Origin of the sequence: Trinickia sp. (assembly GCF_051953405.1) — a bacterium.
GTDB lineage: Bacteria > Pseudomonadota > Gammaproteobacteria > Burkholderiales > Burkholderiaceae > Trinickia.
Genome location: NZ_JBQCIV010000067.1, coordinates 1 through 24,480 on the forward strand (window position 1 = coordinate 1; position 24,480 = coordinate 24,480).

At 65.2% G+C, this 24,480-nt stretch carries 21 protein-coding genes; 15 read left to right on the top strand and 6 right to left on the bottom strand.

All coding sequences use genetic code 11. The features are described 5' to 3' along the window. Positions 1-109 precede the first annotated feature (109 nt). The 9 genes from ACTHN9_RS10785 to ACTHN9_RS10825 all read left to right on the top strand — a co-directional run bounded on the left by ACTHN9_RS10785 (position 110) and on the right by ACTHN9_RS10825 (position 10,197). Positions 110-907, top strand: coding sequence for an ABC transporter ATP-binding protein (locus ACTHN9_RS10785; RefSeq protein WP_440536750.1), 798 nt, complete (start codon positions 110-112; stop codon positions 905-907). Positions 908-1,004: 97 nt separating this feature from the next. Further along, positions 1,005-2,045 carry a GlxA family transcriptional regulator gene (locus ACTHN9_RS10790; protein WP_440536751.1) on the top strand — a complete coding sequence of 347 codons (1,041 nt, stop codon included), beginning with the start codon at positions 1,005-1,007 and terminating at the stop codon, positions 2,043-2,045. A gap of 164 nt (positions 2,046-2,209) precedes the next feature. After that, positions 2,210-3,445 carry an aspartate aminotransferase family protein gene (locus tag ACTHN9_RS10795; RefSeq protein ID WP_440536752.1) on the top strand — a complete coding sequence of 412 codons (1,236 nt, stop codon included), beginning with the start codon at positions 2,210-2,212 and terminating at the stop codon, positions 3,443-3,445. 23 nt (positions 3,446-3,468) lie between these two features. Beyond that, complete coding sequence (gene aruF, locus ACTHN9_RS10800) at positions 3,469-4,605, top strand: arginine/ornithine succinyltransferase subunit alpha (protein ID WP_440536753.1); 1,137 nt, start codon at positions 3,469-3,471, stop codon at positions 4,603-4,605. Continuing rightward, positions 4,602-5,645, top strand: a complete 1,044-nt coding sequence (gene astA, locus ACTHN9_RS10805) for an arginine N-succinyltransferase (RefSeq protein WP_440536754.1) — start codon at positions 4,602-4,604, stop codon at positions 5,643-5,645. The genes aruF and astA overlap by 4 nt, the downstream gene beginning before the upstream one ends. Before the next feature lie 13 nt (positions 5,646-5,658). Beyond that, complete coding sequence (gene astD, locus ACTHN9_RS10810) at positions 5,659-7,122, top strand: succinylglutamate-semialdehyde dehydrogenase (protein WP_440536755.1); 1,464 nt, start codon at positions 5,659-5,661, stop codon at positions 7,120-7,122. Between the two features lie 21 nt (positions 7,123-7,143). Then, positions 7,144-8,484: an N-succinylarginine dihydrolase gene (gene astB, locus ACTHN9_RS10815; protein WP_440536756.1), complete on the top strand. Its 1,341-nt coding sequence runs from the start codon at positions 7,144-7,146 to the stop codon at positions 8,482-8,484. Further along, positions 8,468-9,610, top strand: a complete 1,143-nt coding sequence (gene astE, locus ACTHN9_RS10820) for a succinylglutamate desuccinylase (RefSeq protein ID WP_440536757.1) — start codon at positions 8,468-8,470, stop codon at positions 9,608-9,610. The genes astB and astE overlap by 17 nt, the downstream gene beginning before the upstream one ends. A 149-nt stretch (positions 9,611-9,759) precedes the next feature. Further along, positions 9,760-10,197, top strand: coding sequence for an Hsp20/alpha crystallin family protein (locus ACTHN9_RS10825; protein ID WP_440536758.1), 438 nt, complete (start codon positions 9,760-9,762; stop codon positions 10,195-10,197). Positions 10,198-10,351: 154 nt separating this feature from the next. On the opposite strand, the gene ACTHN9_RS10830 is transcribed toward ACTHN9_RS10825, so the two are convergent. Continuing rightward, positions 10,352-11,137: a hypothetical protein gene (locus tag ACTHN9_RS10830; protein ID WP_440536759.1), complete on the bottom strand. Its 786-nt coding sequence runs from the start codon at positions 11,135-11,137 to the stop codon at positions 10,352-10,354. Between the two features lie 263 nt (positions 11,138-11,400). On the opposite strand from ACTHN9_RS10830, the gene ACTHN9_RS10835 reads away from it, so the two are divergent. The 3 genes from ACTHN9_RS10835 to ACTHN9_RS10845 all read left to right on the top strand — a co-directional run bounded on the left by ACTHN9_RS10835 (position 11,401) and on the right by ACTHN9_RS10845 (position 14,372). Further along, the gene (locus ACTHN9_RS10835) at positions 11,401-11,643 is read left to right on the top strand and encodes a hypothetical protein (protein ID WP_440536760.1); all 243 of its coding nucleotides are present in this window, start codon (positions 11,401-11,403) and stop codon (positions 11,641-11,643) included. A gap of 378 nt (positions 11,644-12,021) precedes the next feature. Beyond that, positions 12,022-12,819 (top strand): ABC transporter substrate-binding protein, encoded by a 798-nt coding sequence (locus ACTHN9_RS10840; RefSeq protein WP_440536761.1) that lies wholly within the window; start codon positions 12,022-12,024, stop codon positions 12,817-12,819. Positions 12,820-13,046: 227 nt separating this feature from the next. Then, positions 13,047-14,372, top strand: coding sequence for an EAL and HDOD domain-containing protein (locus ACTHN9_RS10845; protein WP_440536770.1), 1,326 nt, complete (start codon positions 13,047-13,049; stop codon positions 14,370-14,372). 4 nt (positions 14,373-14,376) lie between these two features. On the opposite strand, the gene ACTHN9_RS10850 is transcribed toward ACTHN9_RS10845, so the two are convergent. Then, a complete protein-coding gene (locus ACTHN9_RS10850) occupies positions 14,377-15,831 on the bottom strand; it encodes an HDOD domain-containing protein (protein WP_440536762.1) in 1,455 nt (484 codons plus the stop codon). 72 nt (positions 15,832-15,903) lie between these two features. After that, the gene (locus ACTHN9_RS10855) at positions 15,904-17,751 is read right to left on the bottom strand and encodes a putative bifunctional diguanylate cyclase/phosphodiesterase (RefSeq protein ID WP_440536763.1); all 1,848 of its coding nucleotides are present in this window, start codon (positions 17,749-17,751) and stop codon (positions 15,904-15,906) included. Positions 17,752-18,151: 400 nt separating this feature from the next. On the opposite strand from ACTHN9_RS10855, the gene ACTHN9_RS10860 reads away from it, so the two are divergent. The 3 genes from ACTHN9_RS10860 to ACTHN9_RS10870 all read left to right on the top strand — a co-directional run bounded on the left by ACTHN9_RS10860 (position 18,152) and on the right by ACTHN9_RS10870 (position 20,276). Next, on the top strand, positions 18,152-19,462 hold the full coding sequence (locus ACTHN9_RS10860; RefSeq protein WP_440536764.1) for an EAL and HDOD domain-containing protein: 1,311 nt from the start codon (positions 18,152-18,154) through the stop codon (positions 19,460-19,462). After that, on the top strand, positions 19,459-19,581 hold the full coding sequence (locus ACTHN9_RS10865) for a hypothetical protein (protein WP_440536765.1): 123 nt from the start codon (positions 19,459-19,461) through the stop codon (positions 19,579-19,581). The genes ACTHN9_RS10860 and ACTHN9_RS10865 overlap by 4 nt, the downstream gene beginning before the upstream one ends. A gap of 143 nt (positions 19,582-19,724) precedes the next feature. Next, positions 19,725-20,276 (top strand): peroxiredoxin, encoded by a 552-nt coding sequence (locus ACTHN9_RS10870; protein ID WP_440536766.1) that lies wholly within the window; start codon positions 19,725-19,727, stop codon positions 20,274-20,276. A 119-nt stretch (positions 20,277-20,395) separates the two neighbouring features. Here ACTHN9_RS10870 and ACTHN9_RS10875 read toward each other — a convergent pair whose 3' ends face one another. The 3 genes from ACTHN9_RS10875 to ACTHN9_RS10885 form a co-directional block, all read right to left on the bottom strand. Further along, positions 20,396-20,914, bottom strand: a complete 519-nt coding sequence (locus ACTHN9_RS10875; RefSeq protein ID WP_440536767.1) for a hypothetical protein — start codon at positions 20,912-20,914, stop codon at positions 20,396-20,398. 4 nt (positions 20,915-20,918) lie between these two features. Next, on the bottom strand, positions 20,919-21,326 hold the full coding sequence (locus tag ACTHN9_RS10880; RefSeq protein ID WP_440536768.1) for a hypothetical protein: 408 nt from the start codon (positions 21,324-21,326) through the stop codon (positions 20,919-20,921). Between the two features lie 149 nt (positions 21,327-21,475). After that, the coding region (locus ACTHN9_RS10885) for an efflux RND transporter permease subunit (RefSeq protein WP_440536769.1) at positions 21,476-24,480 on the bottom strand (3,005 nt) is incomplete at its 5' end.

The window sequence follows — 24,480 nt, forward strand, 5'->3', positions numbered from 1 at the left end:
GGCGTTCCGGCGGGCGGAACGCCGCTGGTTGGCTTACCTTGCCGTTCGCGGGCATTGATTCGCACGCCCTCGTTTTATATGCCATCGATTCAGATTCATACGGGAGAGCATGGTGCTTCAAGCGACTTCTCAATCCGCCGCCGCCAAGCTCGCGGCGCTCGACATCCATAAGCGCTACGGCGACAACGAGGTGCTCAAAGGCGTCACGCTGACGGCGAAAGCGGGCGACGTCATCAGCATCATCGGCGCCAGCGGCTCCGGTAAGAGCACGTTCTTGCGGTGCATCAACTTCCTCGAGCGGCCCAACGCGGGCAGCATCGTCGTCGACGGCGAAACCGTGAGCACGAAAACCGATCGGGCCGGCAATCTCGAAGTCGCCGATCACAAACAGCTGCAGCGAATCCGCACCAAGCTGTCGATGGTGTTCCAGCATTTCAATCTCTGGGCGCACATGAATGTGCTCGAGAACGTCATCGAGGCGCCTGTACACGTGCTCGGTTTGTCCAAGCGCGAAGCCGAGGAACGGGCCCGCATGTATTTGGAAAAGGTCGGTCTCGCGCCGCGTCTGGAAAAGCAGTACCCGTCGCATTTGTCGGGCGGCCAGCAGCAACGCGTCGCCATTGCGCGTGCGCTTGCCATGAACCCCGATGTGATGCTGTTCGACGAACCCACGTCGGCACTCGATCCCGAACTCGTCGGTGAAGTGCTCAAAGTCATGCAGAAGTTGGCCGAAGAGGGCCGCACGATGATCGTCGTCACGCACGAGATGGGCTTCGCGCGCAACGTCTCGAATCATGTGATGTTTTTGCATCAAGGCCGCACCGAGGAGGAGGGCGATCCGGCCGTCGTGCTCACGCAGCCCAACAGCGAGCGCCTGAAGCAATTCCTCTCGGGCAGCTTGAAGTAACGTTATGCAAGGCAGGGCGAAAGAACGCGACGCACGAGGCGCCGCCCGAACGCGCGGTGCACCCCGCGTCGTTTTCCGGGGCTGAACGATGGCACGCATGCAAGCCGGCCCGGGCCGGACGACGCAAGTGGCGATCGTCGCCTTGCCGCCCGTTTCGATGTCGGGCATCGCGCCGATCGTCGATGCGCTGCGCCTGGCCAACGACATCGACGGCCGTTTGCTCTACCGTTGGCAGATCCTGTCCTGGGACGGGCGTGCCGTGCCGCTCGCGGGCGGCGCCGCGCTGCCGGCTGACGATGCCTTCGGCGACGGCGTGTCGTGCGATTGGCTCATCGTCGTCGCGGAGCGCTTTCAGCAATTTGCCGATTACCGCCTGTTTCTGGCGTCCTTGGCGCGCGTGGGGCAGCGGACGCCGCTCGTAACCGGTATTCACCACGGTGTGTGGTGGCTCGCCATGGCCGGGCAGCTCTCGGGCTACCGCGTGAGCGTGAACTGGGAGACGTATCAGCAGTTCGCGGAGCAGTTCGAGCGGTCGATCGTCACCCAGCAGATCTTCGAAATCGATCGCGATCGCGCGACGTGCGCGGGCGGGCTGGCCAGCGTCGACTTCATGCTGGCGATGATCGGGCGCGAGCATGGCCCGGAACTCGCCGAGCGCATTGCCGACGCCCTCGGCGTCGGCGTGCTGCGCGCGGGCGAAGAGCGCCAGCGCATCCCCTACGTGACGGCCCCCGGCGAGCGGCATCCGCGCTTGAACGATGCGCTGCAACTGATGGAGGCGAACATCGAAGATCCTTTGACGACCGATGACATCGCGAACCTCGTCGGCGTGTCGCGCCGCCAGCTCGAGCGGCTTTTTCGCCAATATCTCGGCTCGATGCCGTCGAAGTACTACCTCGGCTTGCGGCTCGCCAAGGCGCGCATGCAATTGCAGCGCACGAGCAAGTCGATCGTGCAAGTCAGCCTGGCTTGCGGATTTTCGTCGGCGGCGCATTTTTCGAACGCTTACCGCGAACGGTTCGGCGTGACGCCGCGCGAAGAACGCCGCAACTGGATTGCCAAACAGCATGGAGCGGGCGTGGCTTATGCAGGCGAGCCCCGTGCGGGCGCGTTGATCGAGCCGCCCGATCGTGCCTGATGGGGTGTGCCCGATTCATGCGATGGATTGGCGATAGATTGCGTCGCCCCCAAGCAAGACGCCGTGCGCATCGTTTTCTACACTAACGTTGATTGCCCCGATTGCGGGATCGTGCGCTTCGCGACCGATTCCTGGGGCGCCCACTCATCCGAAGAGGACCCGCCATGAACGAATTCGCTGTGAACCGCCAGACCTTCGACGAAGTCATGGTGCCGGTATTTTCGCCGGCTTCCTTCGTGCCCGCTCGCGGCCAAGGCTCGCGCGTCTGGGATACCGAGGGCCGCGATTACATCGATTTCACGGGCGGGATCGCCGTGACGGGCCTCGGTCACGCCCATCCAGAACTCGTACGCGTGCTGCGCGAACAAGGCGAGACGCTCTGGCACGTCAGCAATGCCTATACGAACGAGCCCGTGCTGCGCCTGGCTAAGCGGCTCGAATCGCTCACGTTCGCCGACCGCGCGTTCTTCGCCAATTCCGGCGCCGAGGCCAACGAAGCGGCGCTCAAGCTTGCCCGCCGGGTGGCGATCGAGCGTCATGGCCCCGAAAAGATCGAAATCGTCTCGTTCAAGCAGTCGTTCCACGGCCGCACGTTCTTCACGGTGAGCGTGGGCGGTCAGCCCAAGTATGCCGAGGGCTTCGGTCCCGTGCCGGCCGGCATCGTGCATCTGCCCTACAACGATATCGAAGCGGCGCGCGCCGCCATCGGCCCGAAAACCTGCGCCGTGATCGTCGAGCCGATTCAGGGCGAGGGCGGCGTCATTCCGGGCGATCCGGCCTTCCTGCGCGCGCTGCGCGAGGCCTGCGACGCCCATGGCGCGCTGCTCATTTTCGATGAAGTGCAAACGGGCGTCGGCCGCACCGGCGCGTTCTACGCCTACATGGACACGGGCGTGACGCCCGATATCCTGACCACGGCGAAGGCGCTCGGCAACGGCTTCCCGATCGGCGCGATGCTAACCACCCAGGGCATCGCCGCGCACTTCAAGGTCGGCGTACACGGCACGACCTACGGCGGCAATCCGCTCGGCGCGGCCGTGGCCGACAAGGTGGTCGAACTCGTCAGCGATCCCGCACTGCTCGAGGGCGTCAAAGCGCGCGGCGCGCAGATCGTCGCCAAGCTCGGCGAGATCAACCGCCGCTTCAGCTTATTCAAGGAGGTGCGGGGCAAGGGGCTCTTGATCGGTGCGGAACTGACCGCCGCCTACGAAGGCCGTGCGAAGGATTTCGTCAATGCGGCCGCCGCGCACGGTGCGATGCTGCTGATCGCCGGACCGAACGTGCTGCGCTTCGCGCCGTCGCTCGTGATTCCCGAAGCCGATCTGAACGAAGGTTTCGCGCGCTTGACGAAGGCGATCGAAGCCGTGGTCGGCGCCACCGCCGACACGCAGGCTCGCTAAGCGCTTACCGCCGAGGAACCATCATGCTCTTCGTCCGCCCCGGAAGGCTGTCCGATCTCGACGCGCTCGCGCAGATGGCGCATGCGGCGCGGCCCGTGCTGCATTCGCTGCCGCACGATCGGCACGAACTCGAAGCGCGCGTCGCGCTATCGGAGGATTCGTTTCGTGCCGATGTCGACTTCCCGGGCGAGGAGTTCTATCTCTTCGTGCTCGAGGACAGCGCGACAGGCAAATTGCTCGGCACCGCCAGCATCGTCGCCGCCGCCGGCTACGCCGAACCGTTCTACGTGTTTCGCAACGACGCGCTGATTCATGCGTCGCGCGAGCTGCACGTCAACCGCAAGATTCACGCGCTGACAATGTCGCACGAACTGACGGGTAAAAGCCGGCTGGCCGGGTTCTATATCGATCGGGCCGCGACCGGCGCCGGCGACGCCGCGGCGCAACTGCTCTCGCGCGCCCGGATGATGTACATGGCGGCGAACCGCCGGCGCTTCGCGCCGGAAGTGTTCTCGCTGCTGCTCGGCGTGACGGACGAAGCCGGCACCTCGCCGTTCTGGGAGGCCGTGGGCCGCCGGTTCTTCGGTCGCGACTTCGCGCAGATCGAAATCGCGTCGGGCGGGCGCAGCCGTACCTTTATCGCCGAAGTCATGCCCTCGTACCCGCTTTACGTGCCGCTGTTGCCCGAAGAGGCGCAGCGCGTGATCGGCGAGCCGAACGAGAAGGCACTGCTCTCGTACGACATCCACCTCGAGGAAGGTTTCGAGCCCGACCGCTTCGTCGATATCTTCGATGCGGGCCCGGTGCTGACCGCGCAGGTCGATCGCAGCGCCTGCGTCCTCTTCAACGAAACGCGCACCGTGCGCGAGGCGGGCGGCAAGGCGGCGGACGATTCGCGCGCGTATCTCGTGTCGAGTCATCGAGCGGGCGATTTCCGTTGCGTGCTGGCCGAGTTGCCGAACGAGCGCGGGATCGAGGTGCCGCTCGGCGGGCCGGTACGCGCGGCGCTAGACGTCGTGCACGGCGATTCGGTGCGCTGCGTGCCGTTGCACCGCGGGGCAGCCGACGAAAGGCAAAGGGAGGCGGACGATATCGCTCCGGCTCGAACGATGAATCAAGGGATGAACCAGACGATGGACCAAACGGGAGATCGGCGATGATCGTCGTTCGTGCCGTCAAGACAGACGACCTCGATGCGCTCGTGTCGCTCGCACACGAAACGGGCCCGGGCCTGACGACGTTCAAGCCCGATCGCGACGCGCTCGCCGGCCGCATCGCACGCGCGCAGCGCACGATGCAAGGGCGCGCGGCGCCGCACGAGGCGGGGTTCTTCTTCGTCATGGAAGATACCGCGACGCACGACGTGGCCGGCGTATGCGGCATCGAAGTGCAAGTCGGGCTCGAGCAGCCGTTCTACAACTATCGCGTGAGTACGGTCGTGCATGCGAGCCAGGAACTGGGCGTGTGGACCAAAATGTCGCTGCTCAATATCTCGCACGATCTCACGGGTTACGCCGAGGTCTGCTCGCTGTTCCTGTCGCCGCGTTATCGCGCGCATGGCGTGGGCGGCTTGCTGTCGCGTTCGCGCTTCATGTTCATGGCGCAGTTCCGCGAGTACTTCCCGGAGCGATTGTGCGCCGAGCTGCGCGGGCATTTCGACGCGGACGGTACGTCGCCGTTTTGGCGCGCCGTCGGCTCGCACTTCTATCAGATCGATTTCAATGCGGCCGACTATCTCAGCGCGCACGGGCGCAAGTCGTTTCTCGCGGAGCTGATGCCGCGCTATCCCGTGTATGCCGATTTGCTGCCGAGCGAGGCGCAAGCGGTGATCGGGCTCACGCATCGCGACACGGCGCCGGCGCGCAAGATGCTCGAAGCCGAAGGGCTTCGGTATCAAAACCACATCGACATCTTCGATGCGGGCCCCGTGCTGGAATGCCACATCAACGATCTGCGTACCGTGCGCGAAAGCGTGCTGGTGCCGGTCGCGATCGGCGGCACGCGCGACGACGGCGAGGACGGCGCACGCTCGCTCGTCTCGAATACGTCGATGGCGGGATTTCGCGTCGGGGTGGCGCCGGGCGGGGTGGCCGAGGGGGCGATGCGCTTGTCGGCCGACGATGCCGCCGCGCTCGATGTCGCCGAGGGCGATCTCGTGCGCGTATTGGCCTTGACGGCCTCGAGCAAAAAGAACGGGTAAGGACACAGAGAACATGAGCGAACTTTTCATCGACGGGCAATGGTGCGAGGGCAGCGGCCCCGCATTCGCGTCGCGCAACCCCGGGACAGGCGCGGTGGTGTGGGAGGGCAAGAGCGCGTCGAGCGCCGACGTCGATCGCGCGGTGGCCGGTGCACGTCGCGCGTTCGGCGAGTGGTCGGCATTGCCGCTTCAGGCGCGCATCGAGATCGTGCAGCGTTTCGCCGCGCTCCTCGCCGAACGCAAGGAAGCGCTGGCGCACGCGATCGGTCGCGAAACGGGCAAGCCGCTGTGGGAAGCGCGTACCGAAGTCGCGGCGATGGCGGCGAAGGTCGCTATTTCGATTACGGCGTATCACGAGCGCACGGGCGAAAAGCGGATCGCGATGGCGGACGGCACGGCCGTGCTGCGTCACCGTCCGCACGGCGTCGTCGCCGTGTTCGGGCCGTACAACTTCCCGGGTCACCTGCCGAACGGGCATATCGTGCCCGCGCTGATCGCGGGTAACGCCGTCGTATTCAAGCCCTCCGAGTTGGCGCCCGGCGTCGCACGCGCGACCGTCGACGTATGGCGCGAAGCCGGCTTGCCGGCAGGCGTGCTCAATCTCGTGCAAGGCGAAAAGGAGACAGGCGTCGCGCTCGCGAATCACCGCCAGATCGACGGGCTTTTCTTCACGGGCAGCTCGGATACCGGCACGTTGCTGCACAAGCAGTTCGGTGGCCGGCCGGAGATCGTCCTCGCGCTCGAAATGGGCGGCAACAATCCGCTCATCGTGGCCGACGTCGAAGACATCGACGCGGCCGTGCATCACACGATTCAATCGGCGTTTCTTTCGGCGGGCCAGCGCTGCACCTGCGCGCGACGCATCTTCGTGCCGCGCGACGCATTCGGCGATCGCTTCCTCGCGCGCTTGACCGACGTCACGTCGCGCATCGCCTACGGGCTTTACGACGCCGAGCCGCAGCCGTTCATGGGGGCCGTGATTTCGGCGCGGGCGGCGGGTAGGCTCGTGGCCGCACAGGAGGGGCTCATCGCCGCGGGTGCGCGTGCCCTGCTGACGATGGAACAGCGCGATGCGCATCTCGGCTTCGTGAGCCCCGCGATCCTCGACGTCACCGACGTGCGCGATTTGCCCGACGAAGAGCACTTCGGCCCGCTGGCGCAGATTGTTCGCTATCGAGACTTCGATGAAGCGATCGCGCGCGCGAACGACACGGTGTACGGATTGTCGGCGGGATTGCTCGCCGACGACGAAGCGCGCTGGACGCATTTTCATCGCACGATTCGAGCGGGCGTGGTCAACTGGAACCGTCCGACGAACGGGGCGTCGTCGGCGGCGCCGTTCGGCGGCACCGGCCGCTCCGGCAATCATCGGCCCAGCGCTTACTACGCGGCCGACTACTGCGCCTATCCGATGGCCTCGGTGGAAAGCACGCAACTCACGATGCCCGCGAGCGTTTCGCCGGGTCTTCAGTTTTAAGAATCGAGCAAGGGATCGACGATGCAAGCACGGGAAGCCAATTTCGACGGACTCGGAGGTCCGACGCACAACTACGCCGGGTTGTCGTTCGGCAACGTGGCGTCGCAGACGAACGAGAAATCGGTCGCCAATCCGCTCGCCGCCGCCAAGCAAGGTCTGCGCAAGATGAAGCAGCTCGCCGATCTCGGCTTCTTGCAAGGCGTGCTGCCGCCGCAAGAGCGGCCTTCGTTGCGCTTGTTGCGCGAGCTCGGCTTTTCGGGCTCCGAGCGCGCGATCGTCGAGCGCGCGGCGAAGGAAGCCCCCGAGTTGCTGGCCGCGGCGAGTTCGGCCTCGGCGATGTGGACGGCCAATGCAGCGACGGTGAGCCCGTCGTTCGACACGCAAGACGGCCGCGTTCATTTCACGCCGGCCAACCTCACGAGCAAGCTGCACCGCGCGATCGAACATGAGGCGACGCGTCGCACGCTGTCGGCGATCTTCGCCGATCCCGCGCGATTCGTCGTGCATGAGGCGTTGCCGGGCACGCCCGCGCTCGGCGACGAAGGCGCGGCGAACCACACGCGGTTTTGCGCGCAGTATGGCGAGCCCGGCGTCGAGTTTTTCGTCTACGGGCGCAGCGAATATCGCCGCGGCCCCGAGCCCGTGCGGTATCCCGCGCGTCAAACGTTCGAGGCGAGCCGCGCCGTCGCGCAGCGGCACGGCTTGAGCGAAGACGGCACCGTCTATGCTCAGCAAAGCCCCGATGTTATCGACGCGGGCGTGTTTCATAACGATGTCATCGCCGTGGGCAACCGGCAAACGCTGTTTTGCCATGAACGGGCGTTCGTCGAACAGAGCGCCGTCTACGATCGGTTGCGCGCGCAACTATCAAAAACGGGCGCGCAGTTCAATGTCGTCGAGGTACCGGATGCGCGCGTGAGCGTGGCCGATGCCGTCTCCTCGTATTTGTTCAACAGCCAGTTGCTCACGCGCCCCGATGGCCGCGATGTGCTCGTCGTGCCGCAGGAGTGCCGGGAGAATCCGCATGTGGCGGCTTATCTCGACGATCTGGCGAGCGGTTCGGGCCTGATCGACGATGTGCTCGTGTTCGATCTGCGCGAAAGCATGAAAAACGGCGGCGGGCCTGCTTGTTTGCGGCTGCGCGTCGTCTTGAGCGAGGCTGAGCGGCAAGCGGTGGCGCCGGGCGTGTGGATCGACGACGCGCTGTTCGGGCGGCTCGACGCGTGGATCGGCAAGCACTATCGCGACCGGCTCGCGCCGAGCGATCTAGCGGATCCGAGCCTGCTCGTCGAATCGCGGACGGCGCTCGACGAGCTGACGCAAATCCTCGGTCTAGGCTCGCTGTATGACTTCCAACGCTGACGACACGCGGCCTGCGCGGCCGGGTTCGCGGCCTGCCCCCGGCGGGGGCGGTCAGCCCGCTTGGGGCGACCCTGCGAATGCGGAGCCGCCATCGATACCGGCGCTGCTTGCCGATTTTCTGGCGTTCACGCTTTCGGGGGCGCGGCCGAGTGCCGAGCAGACGCAAGGCGAGTGTGCGAGCGGCGCCGTGCGTTATCGCTGGCGCAGCGAGGGGGTGATCGAACTGGCGCCGGTTGCAAACCCCGGCGGGCGGCTGTGCAGCGTGCTGGTTTCGGCGGGTGTGCACGGCGACGAAACGGCGCCGATCGAACTGCTGTCGCGAATGCTGGCCGATATCGCGAGCGGGAACGTGCCGCTCGCGTGCCGGGTGTGCATCGTGCTCGGCAACGTGGCGGCGATGCGCGCCGGGTGCCGCTATTTGGACGACGATCTGAACCGGCTCTTCGGCGGCCGCTATGCACAGCTTCCGGACAGCCGCGAGGCGCCGCGCGCGCAGGCGCTCGAGGAGGCGGCCAAGGACTTTTTTGCCGATGCGGCCGAAGACGCCGGGCTGCGCTGGCATATCGACATGCATACGGCGATCCGAGCCTCGGTATTCGAGCGTTTCGCGCTATTGCCGCATACCGGTAGGCCGCTCTCGCGTGCGATGTTCGAATGGCTGGCCGAAGCGCATATCGAGGCCGTGCTGTTGCATACGGCCAAAGGCAATACGTTTACGCATTTCACGGCGGACGCGTTCGGCGCGAACGCTTGCACGCTCGAACTGGGCAAAGTGCGGCCGTTCGGCGAGAACGACCTCGCGCGCTTCGCGCACGCCGACGAAGCGGTACGCGCGCTCGTGGCGGGCGGCGTACGGCACGGAGCGCCGATGCCGCGCGTGTTTACGGTGATCGGGCAGATCACGAAGCAAAGCGATGCGTTCGAGCTATTCATGGCTGACGACGTCGCCAATTTCACGGCTTACGAGAAGGGCGCGGTGCTCGCACGCGACGGCGATTATCGTTATACGGTCTCGCATGGCGAAGAGCGGATCGTATTCCCGAATCGCACGGTGAAGCCCGGCTTGCGGGCGGGGCTGACGGTGATCGAGACGACGCGAGAGACGCTCGAGGGATTGGGGTTTTAGCTTGCGAGCCGAGCTGCACAGCGATGCACCCCGGTTGACGCAAATCAATTGCACGTATTAGACGCATCCTAAAGTGAATGGGCGAAGTGCGTGGTGCCCCGATGAGGCGCACCGTCGCTTGTCGTCATATCTTTTTAGGAGCGAATGCAATGAGCAATATGACGCGTTATGACCCGTTCTCGATCGAATCGCTTCCAGACCTGTTTCAAGGTTTCTTTCGGCCGATGCGCGCGTTGGCTCTGCATAACGGCGACATGCCGCTCGCCGACGTCAAGGTCGACGTAACAGAAACCGATACGGCGTACACGGTGAAGGCCGAAATGCCCGGCGTCGACAAGAAGGACATCGACGTGAAAATCGACGGCAACGTCGTGTCGATCAGCGCCAAGGCCGAGCGCAACAAGGAACTGAAAGAAGGCGAGCGCGTGATTCGCAGCGAACGTTACTCGGGCATGATCAGCCGGTCGTTCTCGCTCGAGAGCGACATCGACGAAGCCGCCGCGGCAGCGAGCTACCAAGACGGCGTGTTGTCGTTGACGTTGCCCAAGAAGGCGACGGCCGCGAAGAAACATCTGCAAATCAACTGAGCGCTCGGACAGGCGCGTGCGGGCGGCATGAAATCCATGTCGCCGCAGGCGTCTCGTCGAAGCTCGCGCGTGCGCACCGTCGTGACCGTCTTCGAAATCGCGGCATCGACGCAGCGAGAAGCCTTGACGTTGGCACGGCGCGGGCGAGAACCGTTCACTGGTCGGGGACGACAGCTACCCAGCCTTCAGGGCAGTACGTCACGTACGGATAGTATTGGCCCGCCGATTCGCAGTAGTACCAGTAGGGGCCGCTGCCGGCCGGCCCATACGCGACGGTACCGGGCACGAACGGATCGGGGTACGGGTACACGGGCTGCGGATAGTAGTACCAGAGGCCGCCGACCACCCACCACCAGCCGAAGCTCCCGTGGTGGTGCGAATGGCGCCAGCGGCCGCCTCGCCACACGCGCGCATCCTGATCGACGAACCGATGGATGTTGCCGCGATAAGGGGCCGGAACGGCGCCATAGGCGCGTGGCGCATGATCGACCGGGCCGCGCGGTGCGACATCGGGGGCGGGACCTCGTGCGCGGCCGGGACCGGGGCCGAAGTTGTGTACGCCGACGGGGCCGTTATTGGGCCGCATCGCCGGTGCGGCCTGAGGGGCCATCGGCCGCTGGCCGAACGCCTGGCCTTGCGGGCCGTGTGCCGGCCCGGGCCCAGGCCCAGGCCCACCCGGCCGACCGGGCCCACCCGGCCCCCCGGGCCTCCTGGCGGGGCGGCCGCCCGCCGCGGGTGGGGCAGCCCCCGCGCCGCCCGGCTGGACGAGACCTTGCGCGGGCCGGCCTTGAGCCATGCCGCCGGAGCCGTGTGCGCCCGCACCGGGCCCGGGACCCACTGCGGATTCGTGTCCAAGCGGCCGTTCTTGAGCGAGCGCGCCAACCGTCGAGATAGCAGCAAAGCCAGCGACGGCGAGCGCGACGAGGGTGCTTGCATTCATGACGCCCTCCCTAACACATCGTCATTCCTTGAAGCATAGGCGTTGGCGGAAAAGGGCTCTTGATCGGCAGCAATCGCCGGTCCCGACCCGGGCCCTCGCTCGTCTGAATCGCATGTAGTCCGCATCCGACAAACGGCGGTAACGCTTGACGCGATTCTCGGCGCGCGCCGATTTCGATCCGCGATGTCGTTGCCGATACTGTCTTCAAGGGCGCGGCCGATCGCTTCAAAGGTCGGGCCCAGTCAGGAACTAGGAGACGTGCGATGGGTGCCGAAAAGATTTCGCTGCGGGCGCTGGTGGAAAAGTGGCTTGCGCCGACGATCGCGTCTCCCGCACGTGTCCGGCGTACCGGGCGCATGATCGGCAACCGCGCGCGCTACGTGTGCGTCGAAATGCACGCGCCCGACGGCGTACGGTCGATCTTCCTATTTCGTCATGGCGATGGCGGCTGGTGCGTCTTTCCGCCGAGCGAAAGCCGTCCTGCTATGTGCTGCGTCCGCGCATGAAGCAATAGGTTGCGGCGAAGCGCGCGGCTTTCCATTCGCGATCGAACGCGCTATCTCGTTTCATCTATTCGATACGACCTGCTTGGACCCGCGCCGCCATATCGGTTGCGGCGCCGCGCCGCCGTTCGCGCGACTTGCCCGCTCGCGACATGCAATTGCATCTTCCGGCGAGCGCACGCTTGCGCGCCCGCGCGGCTGCGCATCGATACCCATCTTTTCGATTGCCGGTGTGACGGCGGTCGATACCCGTACAATGCCGGTCCCTTTTGCGTTGTGCGCCGCATCATGCGCGCCGTCGGCATTTGAACGGTTTTTTTGGCGCGGCCACGATGCGCGCCAGATTCCCCTTCGGTATGCCCTTTGTCTAGGATCGACTCGATGAAATTGAACTTGCGGAAGAAGGTGTCGCTCGCGCTGGTCGCGGCGACGGCAGTGGCAGCGGCCGGCAGCGTGTCGGCGGCGGATCTAAAAGAATTGCGTTTCGGCCTCGAGGCCTCGTACGCGCCGTTCGAATCGAAGAACGCGTCGGGGCAACTGCAAGGGTTCGATATCGACGTTGGCAACGCCGTTTGCGCGAAGCTCAAGGTCAAGTGCGTCTGGGTGGAAAACGACTTCGACGGTCTGATCCCTGCGCTGCAAGCCCGCAAGTTCGATGCGATCAATTCGGACATGACGATCACCGATCAGCGCAAGCGCGCGATCGATTTCACGGCGCCGATCTACACCATTCCGAACCAACTGATCGCCAAGAAGGGCAGCGCGCTCCAGCCGAGCGTCGCATCGCTCAAAGGTAAGCATGTCGGCGTGCTGCAAGGCACGATCCAGGAAACGTACGCGAAGGCGAAATGGGCGCCGGCCGGCATCGACGTCGTGTCGTATCAAACGCAGGATCAAGTCTATGCCGACCTTGCGTCGGGACGTCTCGACGCCGCATTCCAGGATTCCGAAGCGGCGTCGAAGGGCTTTCTCAAGCGTCCGCAAGGCGCCGGATTCGACTTCGCGGGCCCCACCGTATCGGATGAAAAGCTTCTCGGTGCAGGCGTCGGCTATGGCGTGCGCAAGGGCGACAAGGCCTTGCTCGCCCAGCTCGACGGTGCGCTGAAAGCGCTCAAGGCCGACGGCACGATCGACAAGATCGCCGCCAAATATTTCGACGTCAAGGTGGTGTTGAAGTAATTCGAAAGAGCGGTAAAAAGCGGTCGGACGCCGTCGAAACCCCTCCCGGCGATCGGCCTGGCCACCTTGCGCGGCGCGGCGAAATTCGCGCCGCGCAAGGTGCCGTGCCTCGGTTTTCGGGCACGACTTTGCGGTTATAATCGGCCCCAATTGCGCGAAGACAATGACATAGAGACCACCGTCGCGCCACTAATCGTAAGAACAAGAAAGGAGGGGCGATGGGGACCATGACCGACTCGGCGCTGCGCCCGGCGCAGGACCAACCGGATGCGGCCCACGCCGCTCCTGTGCGCTATCCCGCCAGGGCACCGATCGTCGATGCGGACGGTTTGCTGCGCGGCTTCGAACTCCATCTGCGCGAACTGCCCGTGGCCGCCGGCGACGAGGCCGATACCCGAAAGGCGACCGACGCCGCGGCGGCGCATCTGCTCGATGCGCTGGGCGCGAGCGACGTGCGCACGGCGCTTTCCGGCCACCATGGCTATCTGAACGTGAGCCGTCCGCTGCTGTTTTCGGATGCCATTGCACGTCTCGCGCCGGATCGCTTCTATCTCGAAATCTCGCCGCAGCTCACGATCGATTCGGAGCTGATCGCGCGTCTCATGACGCTGCATGCGCGGCGCTATCGATTCGTTATCGACGACGTTCGCCAGCCCGACGAAGGGTTCGCCAAGCTGCTGCCCTACGCGCATGCCATCAAGATCGACCCGGCGCGTTTCGATCCCGACCTGCTGCAACGGCTCGCGAAGGCGCTCAAATCGGCCGGCAAGCTGATGATCGCGCTCAACGTCGAGACGCACGAAGCATTCGAGCAGGCCAAGACGCTGCATTTCGATTTGTTCCAGGGGTATTTCTTCGCGCGCGGCAGCAAGCTGAGCGCACGCCGGGTCAACGCGCCGCGGCAAGCGCTGCTCAATTTGCTGCGCCTGCTCTCATCGGATCCGAGCGTCGCGCAGCTGGAAGCCGAACTCAAGCTCAATCCCGTGCTCGTCATGCATCTGATGCGTCTCGCCAATTCGGGCGAGGCCAGCATCGGCCGCAAAGTCGCGACGCTGCGCGACGCCATCAACGCCACGGGCACGAATCGCATCGCGCGCTGGACGCAACTGCTGCTCTACGCCGACGGCCGCAAGGTTCGGCTAGAAGAGGATCCGCTCGTGCAGCTTGCCGCCACCCGCGCCCGCTTCATGGAACTCGCGTCGACGCGGCTTGCCGCGGCAAATCGTAAGGTTGTCGACGGCGCTTTTTTGACGGGCGTGTTCTCGCTCGTCGATGCGGTGTTCGGCGGAACGCTCGAAGAAACGCTGGACGTGCTGACGCTGGCTTCGCACATTCGGGCCGCGATCTTGCGGCGAGAAGGGCAACTGGGCACGCTGCTGGGCGCGATGGAAGCCCTCGAGCGCGGCGACTGGGAAGCGCTCGACCGGGCGAGCGCCGCGCTTGCACCGCTCACGTCGTGCGAACTGGCGCAAATCGCGATCGCGGCGGCCGCGTGGGCTAGCACCGCCGATCAAAGCAAGGAAAACGAGGGGCTCGAGCGGATCGAGGAATGAGGCGTTAAAGCGTTTCCAATTCCCGGGCGGGCGCGTGCGCGAAGAACCTTCCTAATTCTCGTGCCAGTTCGTTCAGGGCGCTCATCTGCGTTTGCGAGACCTTGCGCGATTCCTGCGAGAGCGACCAATCGCCATACAGCAACGCGACCGTCGATTGATGGGCGATGACGGGCAGCAGCACGAACGAGCGCGCATCGTCGAATGCGTTGCGATACCACAACGGCAGCCGCGCGATCATCTTCGGATCGCGCGCGTTTTCGATGAAGATGCCGACCGAATTGGCGATTGCCAAATGAAAGACGTCCGGCTCGAACGCTTCCTTGAAGAAAAGCGAGGGGAGGGCGCGTTCGACGTCGCGGCCGAATCCGAGGCGGGCTTTGTAAAAGCCCGAGGCCTGGCGCACGAACACGATCGTGCGCGTGAAGCTCAATCCCGCCAGCACCGTTTCCGACGCGAGCGCCAGCACCGGGGCGAGCGCGTTTTCCGAGGGCAGCGCCCGCAAATCCTCTAGGCCGGCCGCAATCCGTGTTTCGGCGTTGACGCTGGCGCGCGCGATGGCGTCCGCGTTCGCCCGCAACTCGTCGATCTCTCGCATGAAGCCTTCGCCGGCTTCCTCGCGCGCGAGCGCCACGGTCATTTGGGCGAGTTCGTCCGGTTCGGCGGACAGCGCCCGACTGTAGCGGTGCGCCAACTCGGCGATATGCGCCTCGCGAGCGGAATCGCTCACGTCGGCCGAACTGAGTACGCCGGCTACTTCGGTCGAATAGTTGGTCACCGCCCGCAGCCATTGCACCTGCGGCGCTTCCGTGGCGTCGGGCTCGTAGGTGCCCATGCCCGCGCGGATGGTATCGGGCAAGCGCCAGCGCGTGGCCGCCTCTTGCCCGAGTTCTTCGAAGCTCACGCCGAGCACGGCGGCGCAGGCATCGGCCTCGTCGAGTTCGCCCGCGGCCGTCGTTTCCCGGATTTGCTCCCATTCGGCTTCGAGGTAAAAGACGACGAGCAGCTTACCGACTTGCCGCATCAGCGTGCAAACGACCGCTTCCTCGCCCGCGCGCAAGTCGCCTTGCTCGGTGAGCTTGCGGGCCACGCAGCCCGAGAGCATCGTGCGGTTCAATTCGAGCTTGGCGTCGATCCGGTGCGGAGCGCTGTGGTGAAAGTGATCGACAAGCTTGAGGCCCACCACGAGATGGCCGACGGCATCCATGCCGAGCACCATGAGGGCGCGCGTCACTGTCGTGATATTGCCGCCGAAGGCCATGTACATGGCCGAATTCGCGAGCCGCAGCACCTTTTGGGTGAGGGCGAAATCCGATAGGACGACTTGCACGAGCCCTGTGAAATCGAGGTCGTCGTTCGTCATGGCGGCCATCGTCGTGCGGAGCGATTGCGACAGCATCGGGAAATCGCCGCGTTCGCTCATGCGCGCCCACAGCTTATCGAGCAGCGCCGCCTTTACCATGTGAATCCCGTTCGCACCATACGCTTATCTGTTTGTGATTGCCGCGCCGCATCGCACCGGACGAAGACACCCTCACGCCGCTTCGTGCAAGTGCAGCACGCGGTCTTCGAAGCGCTTTGCCAGCTCGTCGGACGGCAACGCTTTACAAACCAGCCACCCCTGAATGTGATCGCAGCCCATCGCCGTCAGCAACTCGCGCTGCGCTTCCGTCTCGACGCCTTCGGCGACGAGTTCGAGTTCGAGCGTTTGTGCAAGGCCGACCACCGCGGACACGATCGCTTGATCGTTGCGAGAGGTTAGCAGGTTCTCGACGAAGCTGCGGTCGATCTTTAGTTTAGCTAGGGGAAAACGTTGCAGATATGCCAGCGAGGAGTAGCCGGTGCCGAAATCGTCCACCGCAAAGCGGATGCCGATCATCGTCAGGTCTTCCAGCAACACCTTGGCGTGGGCCGGATCCTGCATCAGCAGCGATTCCGTGATCTCGAACACGAGCCGGCTCGGATCCACCCCCGTGAGCGTCAACGCGTCGCGCACGTTCTGGGTGAAGCGCGGATCGCGGAACTGCTGCGGGGAGACGTTGACGGCCACATACTGCAGCACGATCCCTTGCGCGTCCCATTGCATGAGTTGCATGCACGCGATCTTCAGTACCCAGTTGCCCAGGTAGTTGATGAGGCCGATCGATTCGGCGAGCGGAATGAACGTGGACGGCGGCACGAACCCGTGCACGGGATGGTGCCACCGGATCAGCGCCTCGACGCCGACGACGCCCCCGGTCTGGCTGCTCGTGATCGGCTGAAAATGCAGCGAAAACTCGCCGTTTCGGACGCCGTCGTAGAGATCGGCCTCCAGCTTCAGGCGTTCGGCATCGGCCGGATCGGCGTGCGCACGGTGGAAGGCGAGCGTGTTGCTGCCCGATGCCTTGGCCTGCGCGAGTGCCTGGTCGGCACGGCGCAGCAACTGATCGTAGTAGCCCGATGCGTCTCGGTCGTGCGCCGGGTCGGGGTAGAGAGCCACCCCGACGCTAGCCGAAAGGTGCACGGGCTGGCCGTCCACCACGTACGGTTGCTGCACCGCGGTCATCAAGCGCCGGCCGAGCGCCTCGGCTTCTTGCGCGGCGATCTCGCGCGTGCCCGCGCGCACCAGCACGGCGAACTCGTCGCTCGTCACGCGGGCGAGCGTTTCGTTGGGCGTGACGAGCGCTTCCAGCCGTCGCGCCGTTTCGCGCAAGAGGGAATCGCCGGCATCGTAGCCGAGCGCCCGGTTCACGCGCTGGTAATCGTCGAGGTCGACGAGCAACAAGGCGGCGCCCGTGCCGTTCGCATCGGCGTCTTCTTGAGCGCGCTTGACCTCGGCTGCGAGCGCGAGCGCGTTCGCCAGTCCCGTCATGCGGTCGCTGTGCAGCTCGTAGGTCAGACGTTCCTCGTTGGCGCGCCACGCCGAGACGTCGAATGCACTGATCGCGAAGCCCGGCGTGCCGGCAAGCGCGCTGGCGACCACGCGCAGCTCGACCGCGATCGGATACGTCAGCGATTTCATCAAATGCAAGGTGGCGCGTTCGACTAGCCCGCTTTCGGCGGCCCGTGCAAGAAGGGAGTCGAGCGCGACGGTCTCGCCGCTGGGCACGAGCTCGTGCAGGGTGACCGTTTGCAGGTATTCGCGCCGGTAGCCGATGAAGCGCAAGCTCGCATCGGAGACGTACAGAAAGCGCAGTTGGTTGTCGACGTGCGCCAGGAAATCGACGGCGCCCAGCGTTTTTTCGAGCTGCAGCGTCAGTGCGCCATGCTCGCCATCGAGGGCGAACGGGTGCGCGTGCGGCAGGCTTGCGCCGTCGCGCGGCCCGCCTGCGCGGCCGCGCAACAGCTCCAGGGCCGCGCGCCAGGCGCTGCGGCGCGGTGCGCCGATTGATTTTGCTTGCATTCGTTCTCGCGGGCGACGGATGTCGATCGGGCGGATGGCTGAGCGCGGCTGCGCGGACGGACGCTCGCCACGGTGCTTGGATCTCGCCATACCACCTATCAGGACGAGTTATCGGCAGCGCGTAAGCATTCTTTAGGGATGAAATGCGCGATTCGGCAGAAACTTGAGTTGGGATTGGCCCGGACATGCACGCGGGGCGATTTTTGTGGACAATGGCCGCAAGCTGCGCAAGGAACCGCACAACGGTACCGAGCGAGCCCTTCGATGTGAGGCGGCGTGCACGGGGGCGCGCTCGCCGTCTCGGATGGCCAGATCTCGCGCGCTGGGTGCCGCGAGTGGTCTGGGCCGCGCGAGGGTGCTCGTTAGGTTCGTTCTACTACTACAACAAGCTGGATCAGTCATGGCCGAAATATCGATCCTACGCACGGATGCGTCGCCGGGTTGCGACGCCCGCGCTCGCTGCGAAATCGACTGTCTCTATCTCGGGCGTCAGCCGATCTTGACGCGAGGCGGAGCCCTCGCGGCTTACGAGTTATTGTTTCGCGAGAGCGAGACGAACCGCGCGTTCATCGGCGACGACGCGCAGGCGACGGCCCGCGTGGTCGTCAATGCGATGTGCAGCATCGGCATATCGGCGACGCTCGGGCCGCATTGCGGCTACGTCAACGTCTGCCGCGAGATGCTGTTCGACGACACCGTCATGCTGCTGCCTCCCGAACGGTTCGTCCTCGAAGTGCTCGAAACCGTTCGCGTCGATCGGCCGCTGATGGAACGTCTCGACCGGTTGCGCCGCGCCGGCTTCCGGGTTGCACTCGACGATATTGACGAGCTGTCCGACGAACTGGTCGTGGCGCTGCCGCACGTCGACATTGTCAAAGTGGATTTCCTATCCGCGAATCGCGAGCGGCTGCCTGCGCTGGCGGAAGCGGTGAAAGCGCACGGCAAGACGCTCGTCGCGGAAAAAATCGAGACGCACGACGACTATGCTTTCGCGCGAACGCTAGGCTTCGATCTGTTCCAAGGCTACTTTTTCGCGCGCCCGCAAGTGTTGTCGACGCGTCGCGCCGATCCGTCGCGGCAGTCGCTGCTGCGCATGCTGGCGCTGATCGCTTCGGAGGCGCCGCTCGTCGAACTCGAGCAAGAACTGAAGCGCAGCCCCGATGTCGTCATGCAACTGCTGCGGCTCGTCAATTCGAGCGCTTACGGGTTGGACCGCCGGATCAGCTCGGTGCGCGAAGCGATCTTGGCGGCGGGGACGCGGCAAATCGCGCGGTGGGCGCAACTGCTGCTGTACGCGTCGAGCGGCGAGCTGACGTGGCGCACCGATCCGCTGGCGCAACTCGCGGGCACGCGCTCGCGGTTCATGGAGCTGGCCGCGGCGCGGGTGCGGCCGGACAGCGAGCGGTTCGGCGATTGCGCGTTCATGACGGGGGTGTTCTCGCTCGTACACGTGTTGCTCGGCCACGCCGCGCCGGCCGATTCGATCGCGCACATCGGCCTCGTTCCCGAGATCGGCGATGCCATCGTGGCGCGCGCCGGGCTGCTCGGCGCGCTCCTCACGATCGCGGAAGCGGCCGAATCGGGGCGCCACGACGAGACGGTACGGGCGCTCGAGGCCGGTTATCCCGAGCTGACGTCGCTCACGTCGTCCGTGTTCGCGGAAATCAATCTCGAGGCCGCGACGTGGTCCCAGGTGCACGAGATGGCGTGACCGGTCTGACGAGCGGCAGGCGCGCGATGAGCGCGACGCAGGCCGCGCCCAACTGTCTGCCGTCGTCGAAGGTCACCGCGCCGCCTGCCTGCACGTCCGGCGCCGCCGTGGTTCAATAGGGCTGCGCGCGGCACCGGCCGTGCGGCGTAAGGATGCCTTTGCGCGGCGCCGCGTCCTTGCGCGTCGCTTGCGGCCCCGCGGCCGCGAGCGAGCGTTTTTGCGCGCCCGAACCTACCGACCCGAGAAGACGATGAAGCGAAGCATGAGCCGCGCCTTGTGCGCGGGCGTTATGGGCGTGGCCTTGTCCGTATGTTCGCTCGATGCATCGGCTGTCCTGAAGGTGGGGGACAAAGCGCCCGATTTCACGACCGAAGCCTCGCTCGGCGGCAACGCTTATCCCTACTCCCTCGCCGACGCCTTGAAGAAGGGCCCGGTCGTCCTGTATTTCTATCCGGCGGCCTTCACCAAGGGATGCACGATCGAGGCTCACGAATTCGCCGATGCCGTCGACGAATACAAGCGCTACGGCGCAAGCGTGATCGGCGTGTCGCACGACGACATCGGCACGCTCAAGAAGTTTTCCGTCAGCGAGTGCCGCAGCAAATTCCCCGTTGCCGCGGATCCGCAACGGCACATCATCGACGCTTACGATGCCGCGATGCCGCTCGTGAGAACCATGGCGAATCGCGTGTCGTACGTGATCGCGCCCGACGGTACGATCATTTACGAATACACGAGCCTCTCGCCCGACCAGCATGTGCGCAACACGATGAGCGCCGTCAGAGAGTGGGTCAAGGCGCATCCGCAGCATTAACAACATTAGCAACCTTAGCAGCGCAGATAGAAGGTTTGCATCGCCCCGAGTTTGCACCGGCCTGCATTCGACGTGCGGTGCCGCGCAGCACCGCTGAGCCGCATCGGCCTGCGCGGCCGTCAATAACCGGGCGGCGGCGGGGGCGGCGGCGTGTAGTACCGGCGCGGCCCGTTATCGTAGTCGTAGCCCGCCGGCATCGGCACACGTTCGCCCGCGGCATACATGCACTGCACGTAGGCGTAGTCGTAGCGTCGCTGGATGTCGTACGCCGAACCTTGGGCGGTGCCCATGCCGATGGCGCCGCCCGTCAACAGTCCGGCACCCGCGCCGACGGCCGCGCCGCGTCCGCCGCCGAATGCCGCTCCCGCCGCCGCGCCCACGGCGGTACCCAGCGCCGCGCTGCCCACGCCGGCTGCCGTGGCCGCTTGGTTCGCACTGACGCCGCCCACTTGCCCCAGCGCATATTGACGGCAGTTGTAATCGTCGGCACGGAATTGGTCGAAGCTCTTGCCGGTGCCCGGCAGCGCCATGACGCTCGGTCCTGTCGGCATGACAGTGCAAGCGCCGAGGCCGGCCAACGCCGCAAGCGGGAGCCATATCGCACGCCGCTTGGCGCGCGTCGAGGTGCTATCGTCCATATCGTCACCGGTTCGGTGCGGGCGGGGCGGCGGGCACTTCGCGCCAGCCGCTCGCGCATTGTTTGACGTAGGGGTAATACGATTTCGTCTTATCGCAATACCACCACGTGCCTGGTTGCGGCCCGTCGTCCGGTTGGTCGTTTTGCCCCGGCTGCGGGCGTTCGACGTAGGTGACGTCGGGCTGGGCGGGCGTGACGACGACGGGGGGCGGGTAGGGCGCGTAATACGGTGCGTAATAGTAGGGCGCCGGCACGACCGGGGCGCCATAGGGGTAGTAGTACGGGCCCGGCGCACCCATATAAACGCCGACGCGCCAATGCGCCGCATGAGCGGTGCCGGTAAAGCCGAGGCAGGCTGCCGCCGCGAGCGCGAATGCGAATGCCAGTGGGAGCGAAGCATTGAACCGCCGCACGATGGGCTCCTTATTCCTCGTATCGGTCGAATGCGCCGCTTCACTTGCGGCGCGACACCTACCAGGCTAGGCCATCGTTGCCGCGAACGCCATAACGCGCCCGCTCACAATTGTTGCATTCCTTTACCTGAACGCAGGTGGCAAACGCATTAGGTTCCCTGCGGCGCTTGCCGCCCCCGACGCGCGTCGCGCCGCACGCGCAGGCGGTCCATGTAGAGGTACACGACCGGTGTCGTATAAAGCGTCAGAACCTGGCTCACGAGCAGGCCGCCGACGATGGAAATGCCGAGCGGCGAGCGTAGCTCCGCGCCTTCGCCGTTGCCGAACGCGAGCGGCAGCGCCCCGAGCATCGCGGCGCACGTCGTCATCATGATCGGGCGGAAGCGCAGCACGCAGGCGCGATGAATCGCATCGACCGAAGACATGCCTTGCCGCGACGCTTCGATCGCGAAGTCGACCATCATGATCGCGTTCTTTTTGACGATCCCGATCAGCAAGATCACGCCGATGAGCGCGATGATGCTGAACTCCGAATGGAACAGCAGCAGCGCGAGCAGCGCGCCGACGCCCGCGGAGGGCAGCGTCGAGAGAATCGTCACCGGGTGAATGTAGCTCTCGTACAGCATGCCCAGCACGATGTAGACGGCGGCCAGCGCGGCGAGGATCAAGAGCGGCATGTCCCGCGTCGATTGCTGAAACGCCTGTGCCGTGCCCGAGAAGCTGCCGTGGACCGTCGCGGGCATGCCGATCGCGGCGGCCGTTTCGTCGATCGCGCGCGTGGCGTCCGATAGCGATTTGCCGGGCGGTAGGTTGAACGAGATCGTTGAAGCAACGAATGGGCCTTGGTGATTGACGGCGATCGGCGTGCTGCCGGGCCCGAACGAGGCGATGGCCGAGAGCGGAATCATCGTTTCTTTCGAGGTGGACACCGCCGCGCCCGTCGATGCGCTCGATTTGCCGCTCGCGGCGATCGCGTTGTTCGCCAGGTTGCGCGCGGCGTCGCCGGCGATCGCGGCGGCGCTTGCATTGGCGTTGGTTGCGCTCGTGCTGCTCGTCGGCGCGCTGAAAGTGCCGGCTACCGCGTTCGTCGATTGCGAGCCGCTTGCGCTGCCGCCCGACGTGCTGATATAGACCTGGTTCAGCATGGCCGGATCCTGCCAGTAGCGCGGCGCCACTTCCATGACCACGTGGTACTGGTTCAACGGGTTGTAGATGGTCGACACCTGCCGCTGGCCGAACGCATCGTAGAGCGTGTTATCGATCTGCGACGGGGTGATCTTGAGCCGCGCGGCGCTCTGGCGATTGATCGTCACGAACGATTCGAGGCCGCCTTGCTGCTGATCGGAGTTGACGTCGGCCAGTTCGGGACGATGCTTGAGCGCCTCGGTCAGAAGCGGCGCCCATTTATACACCTCGGCGCTCGAATCGCCCAGCAGCGTGTATTGGTACTGCGCGTTCGACTGCCGTCCGCCCACGCGAATGTCTTGCACGGCCTGCAGGAACGTTTGCGCACCGGCCACGTGTCCGAGCGGCCGGCGCAGCTGCGCGATGACTTGATCGGCCGACGCCCGGCGCACGGTCTTGGGTTTGAGCGTGACGAACATGAAGCCCGAGTTCGTTTGTCGCCCGCCCGTGAAGCCGATGACGTTCTGCACGTTCGGATTGTGCTGCACGATCGCCATCATTTCCGAAAACTTGATCTTCATCGCCTGAAACGACGTGGACTGATCGGCTTGGATGCCGCCGACGAGCCGCCCCGTATCCTGCTGCGGGAAGAACCCTTTCGGTACGACCACATACAGGTAGGCATTCAGCGCGATCGTCGCGACGAGCGTGGTCAGGATCAGCAGCGGATGCGACAGCGCCCAGCCGAGCGTGCGCGCGTACCCGCCCTGCAACCGCGCAAACGCACGCTCCAGCCGCCGAGCGATGGGGCCGTCCTTGGGCCGGTGCTCGGCGTCGGCCAGCAACCGCGAACACATCATCGGCGTGACGGTGAGGGACACCGCGAGCGATACGGCGATCGCGAGCGACAGCGTGACGGCGAACTCTCGGAACAGCCGGCCGACGATCCCGCCCATCAGCAGGATCGGCAGAAAGACCGCGACAAGCGAAATGCTGATCGACGTCACGGTGAAGCCGACTTCGCGCGCGCCCAGATAAGCGGCCCGCATGCGCGGCACGCCTTCCTCGATATGGCGCGAGATGTTTTCGAGCACGACGATGGCATCGTCGACGACGAACCCGGTGGCCACGATCAGCGCCATCAGCGAGAGATTGTCGATCGAGTAGTGCAGCAGATACATCGCCGCGAAGGTGCCGATGATCGAGATCGGCACGGCCACGCTCGGGATCAGCGTCGCACGCCAGTTGCGCAGGAACAGAAAAACCACGGTGATCACGAGCAGCACGGCGACGATCAGCGTGCGCTCGGTATCCTTCAGCGAGGCGCGGATCGTCGTCGAACGATCGGCCACCGCGTTGATGTCGATCGCGGCCGGCACCGATGCTTGCAGCTGCGGCAGCATGGCCAGCACGCGATCGATCGTCGAGACGATGTTTGCGCCGGGCTGCCGGTACAGGATCACGAGCACCGACCGCTGGCCGTTCATGAGGCCGAGGTTGCGCAAGTCTTCGACCGAATCCTGCACCTGAGCGACGTCGGACAGCTTGACGGCCGCACCGTTGCGGTAGGCGATGACGAGGTCCTTGTACTGCGCGGCGTTTCGTGCCTGGTCGTTCGTGTAGAGCTGAACGCGATTCTCGCCGAAATCGATCGAACCCTTCGGACTGTTCGCGTTCGCTGCCGCTAGCGCCGCGCGCACGTCCTCGAGCCCGATGCCGTAGTGGAACAGCGCCTGCGGTTCGAGTTCGACGCGCACGGCGGGGTTCGCCGCGCCGCTGACGTCCACCTCGCCGACGCCGTCCACTTGCGAGAGCGCTTGCTGCAGTACCGTCGAGGCCGCATCGTAGAGCTGCCCGGCCGACATCGTGGGGGAAGTCAGCGAGAGAACGAGAATCGGTGCATCCGACGGGTTGTACTTGTGATAGGTCGGATTGCTGCGCAGGCTGGTCGGCAAGTCGGCGCGCGCCGCATTGATCGCCGCTTGTACGTCGCGCGCGGCGCCGTCGATATCGCGGTTCAATCCGAACT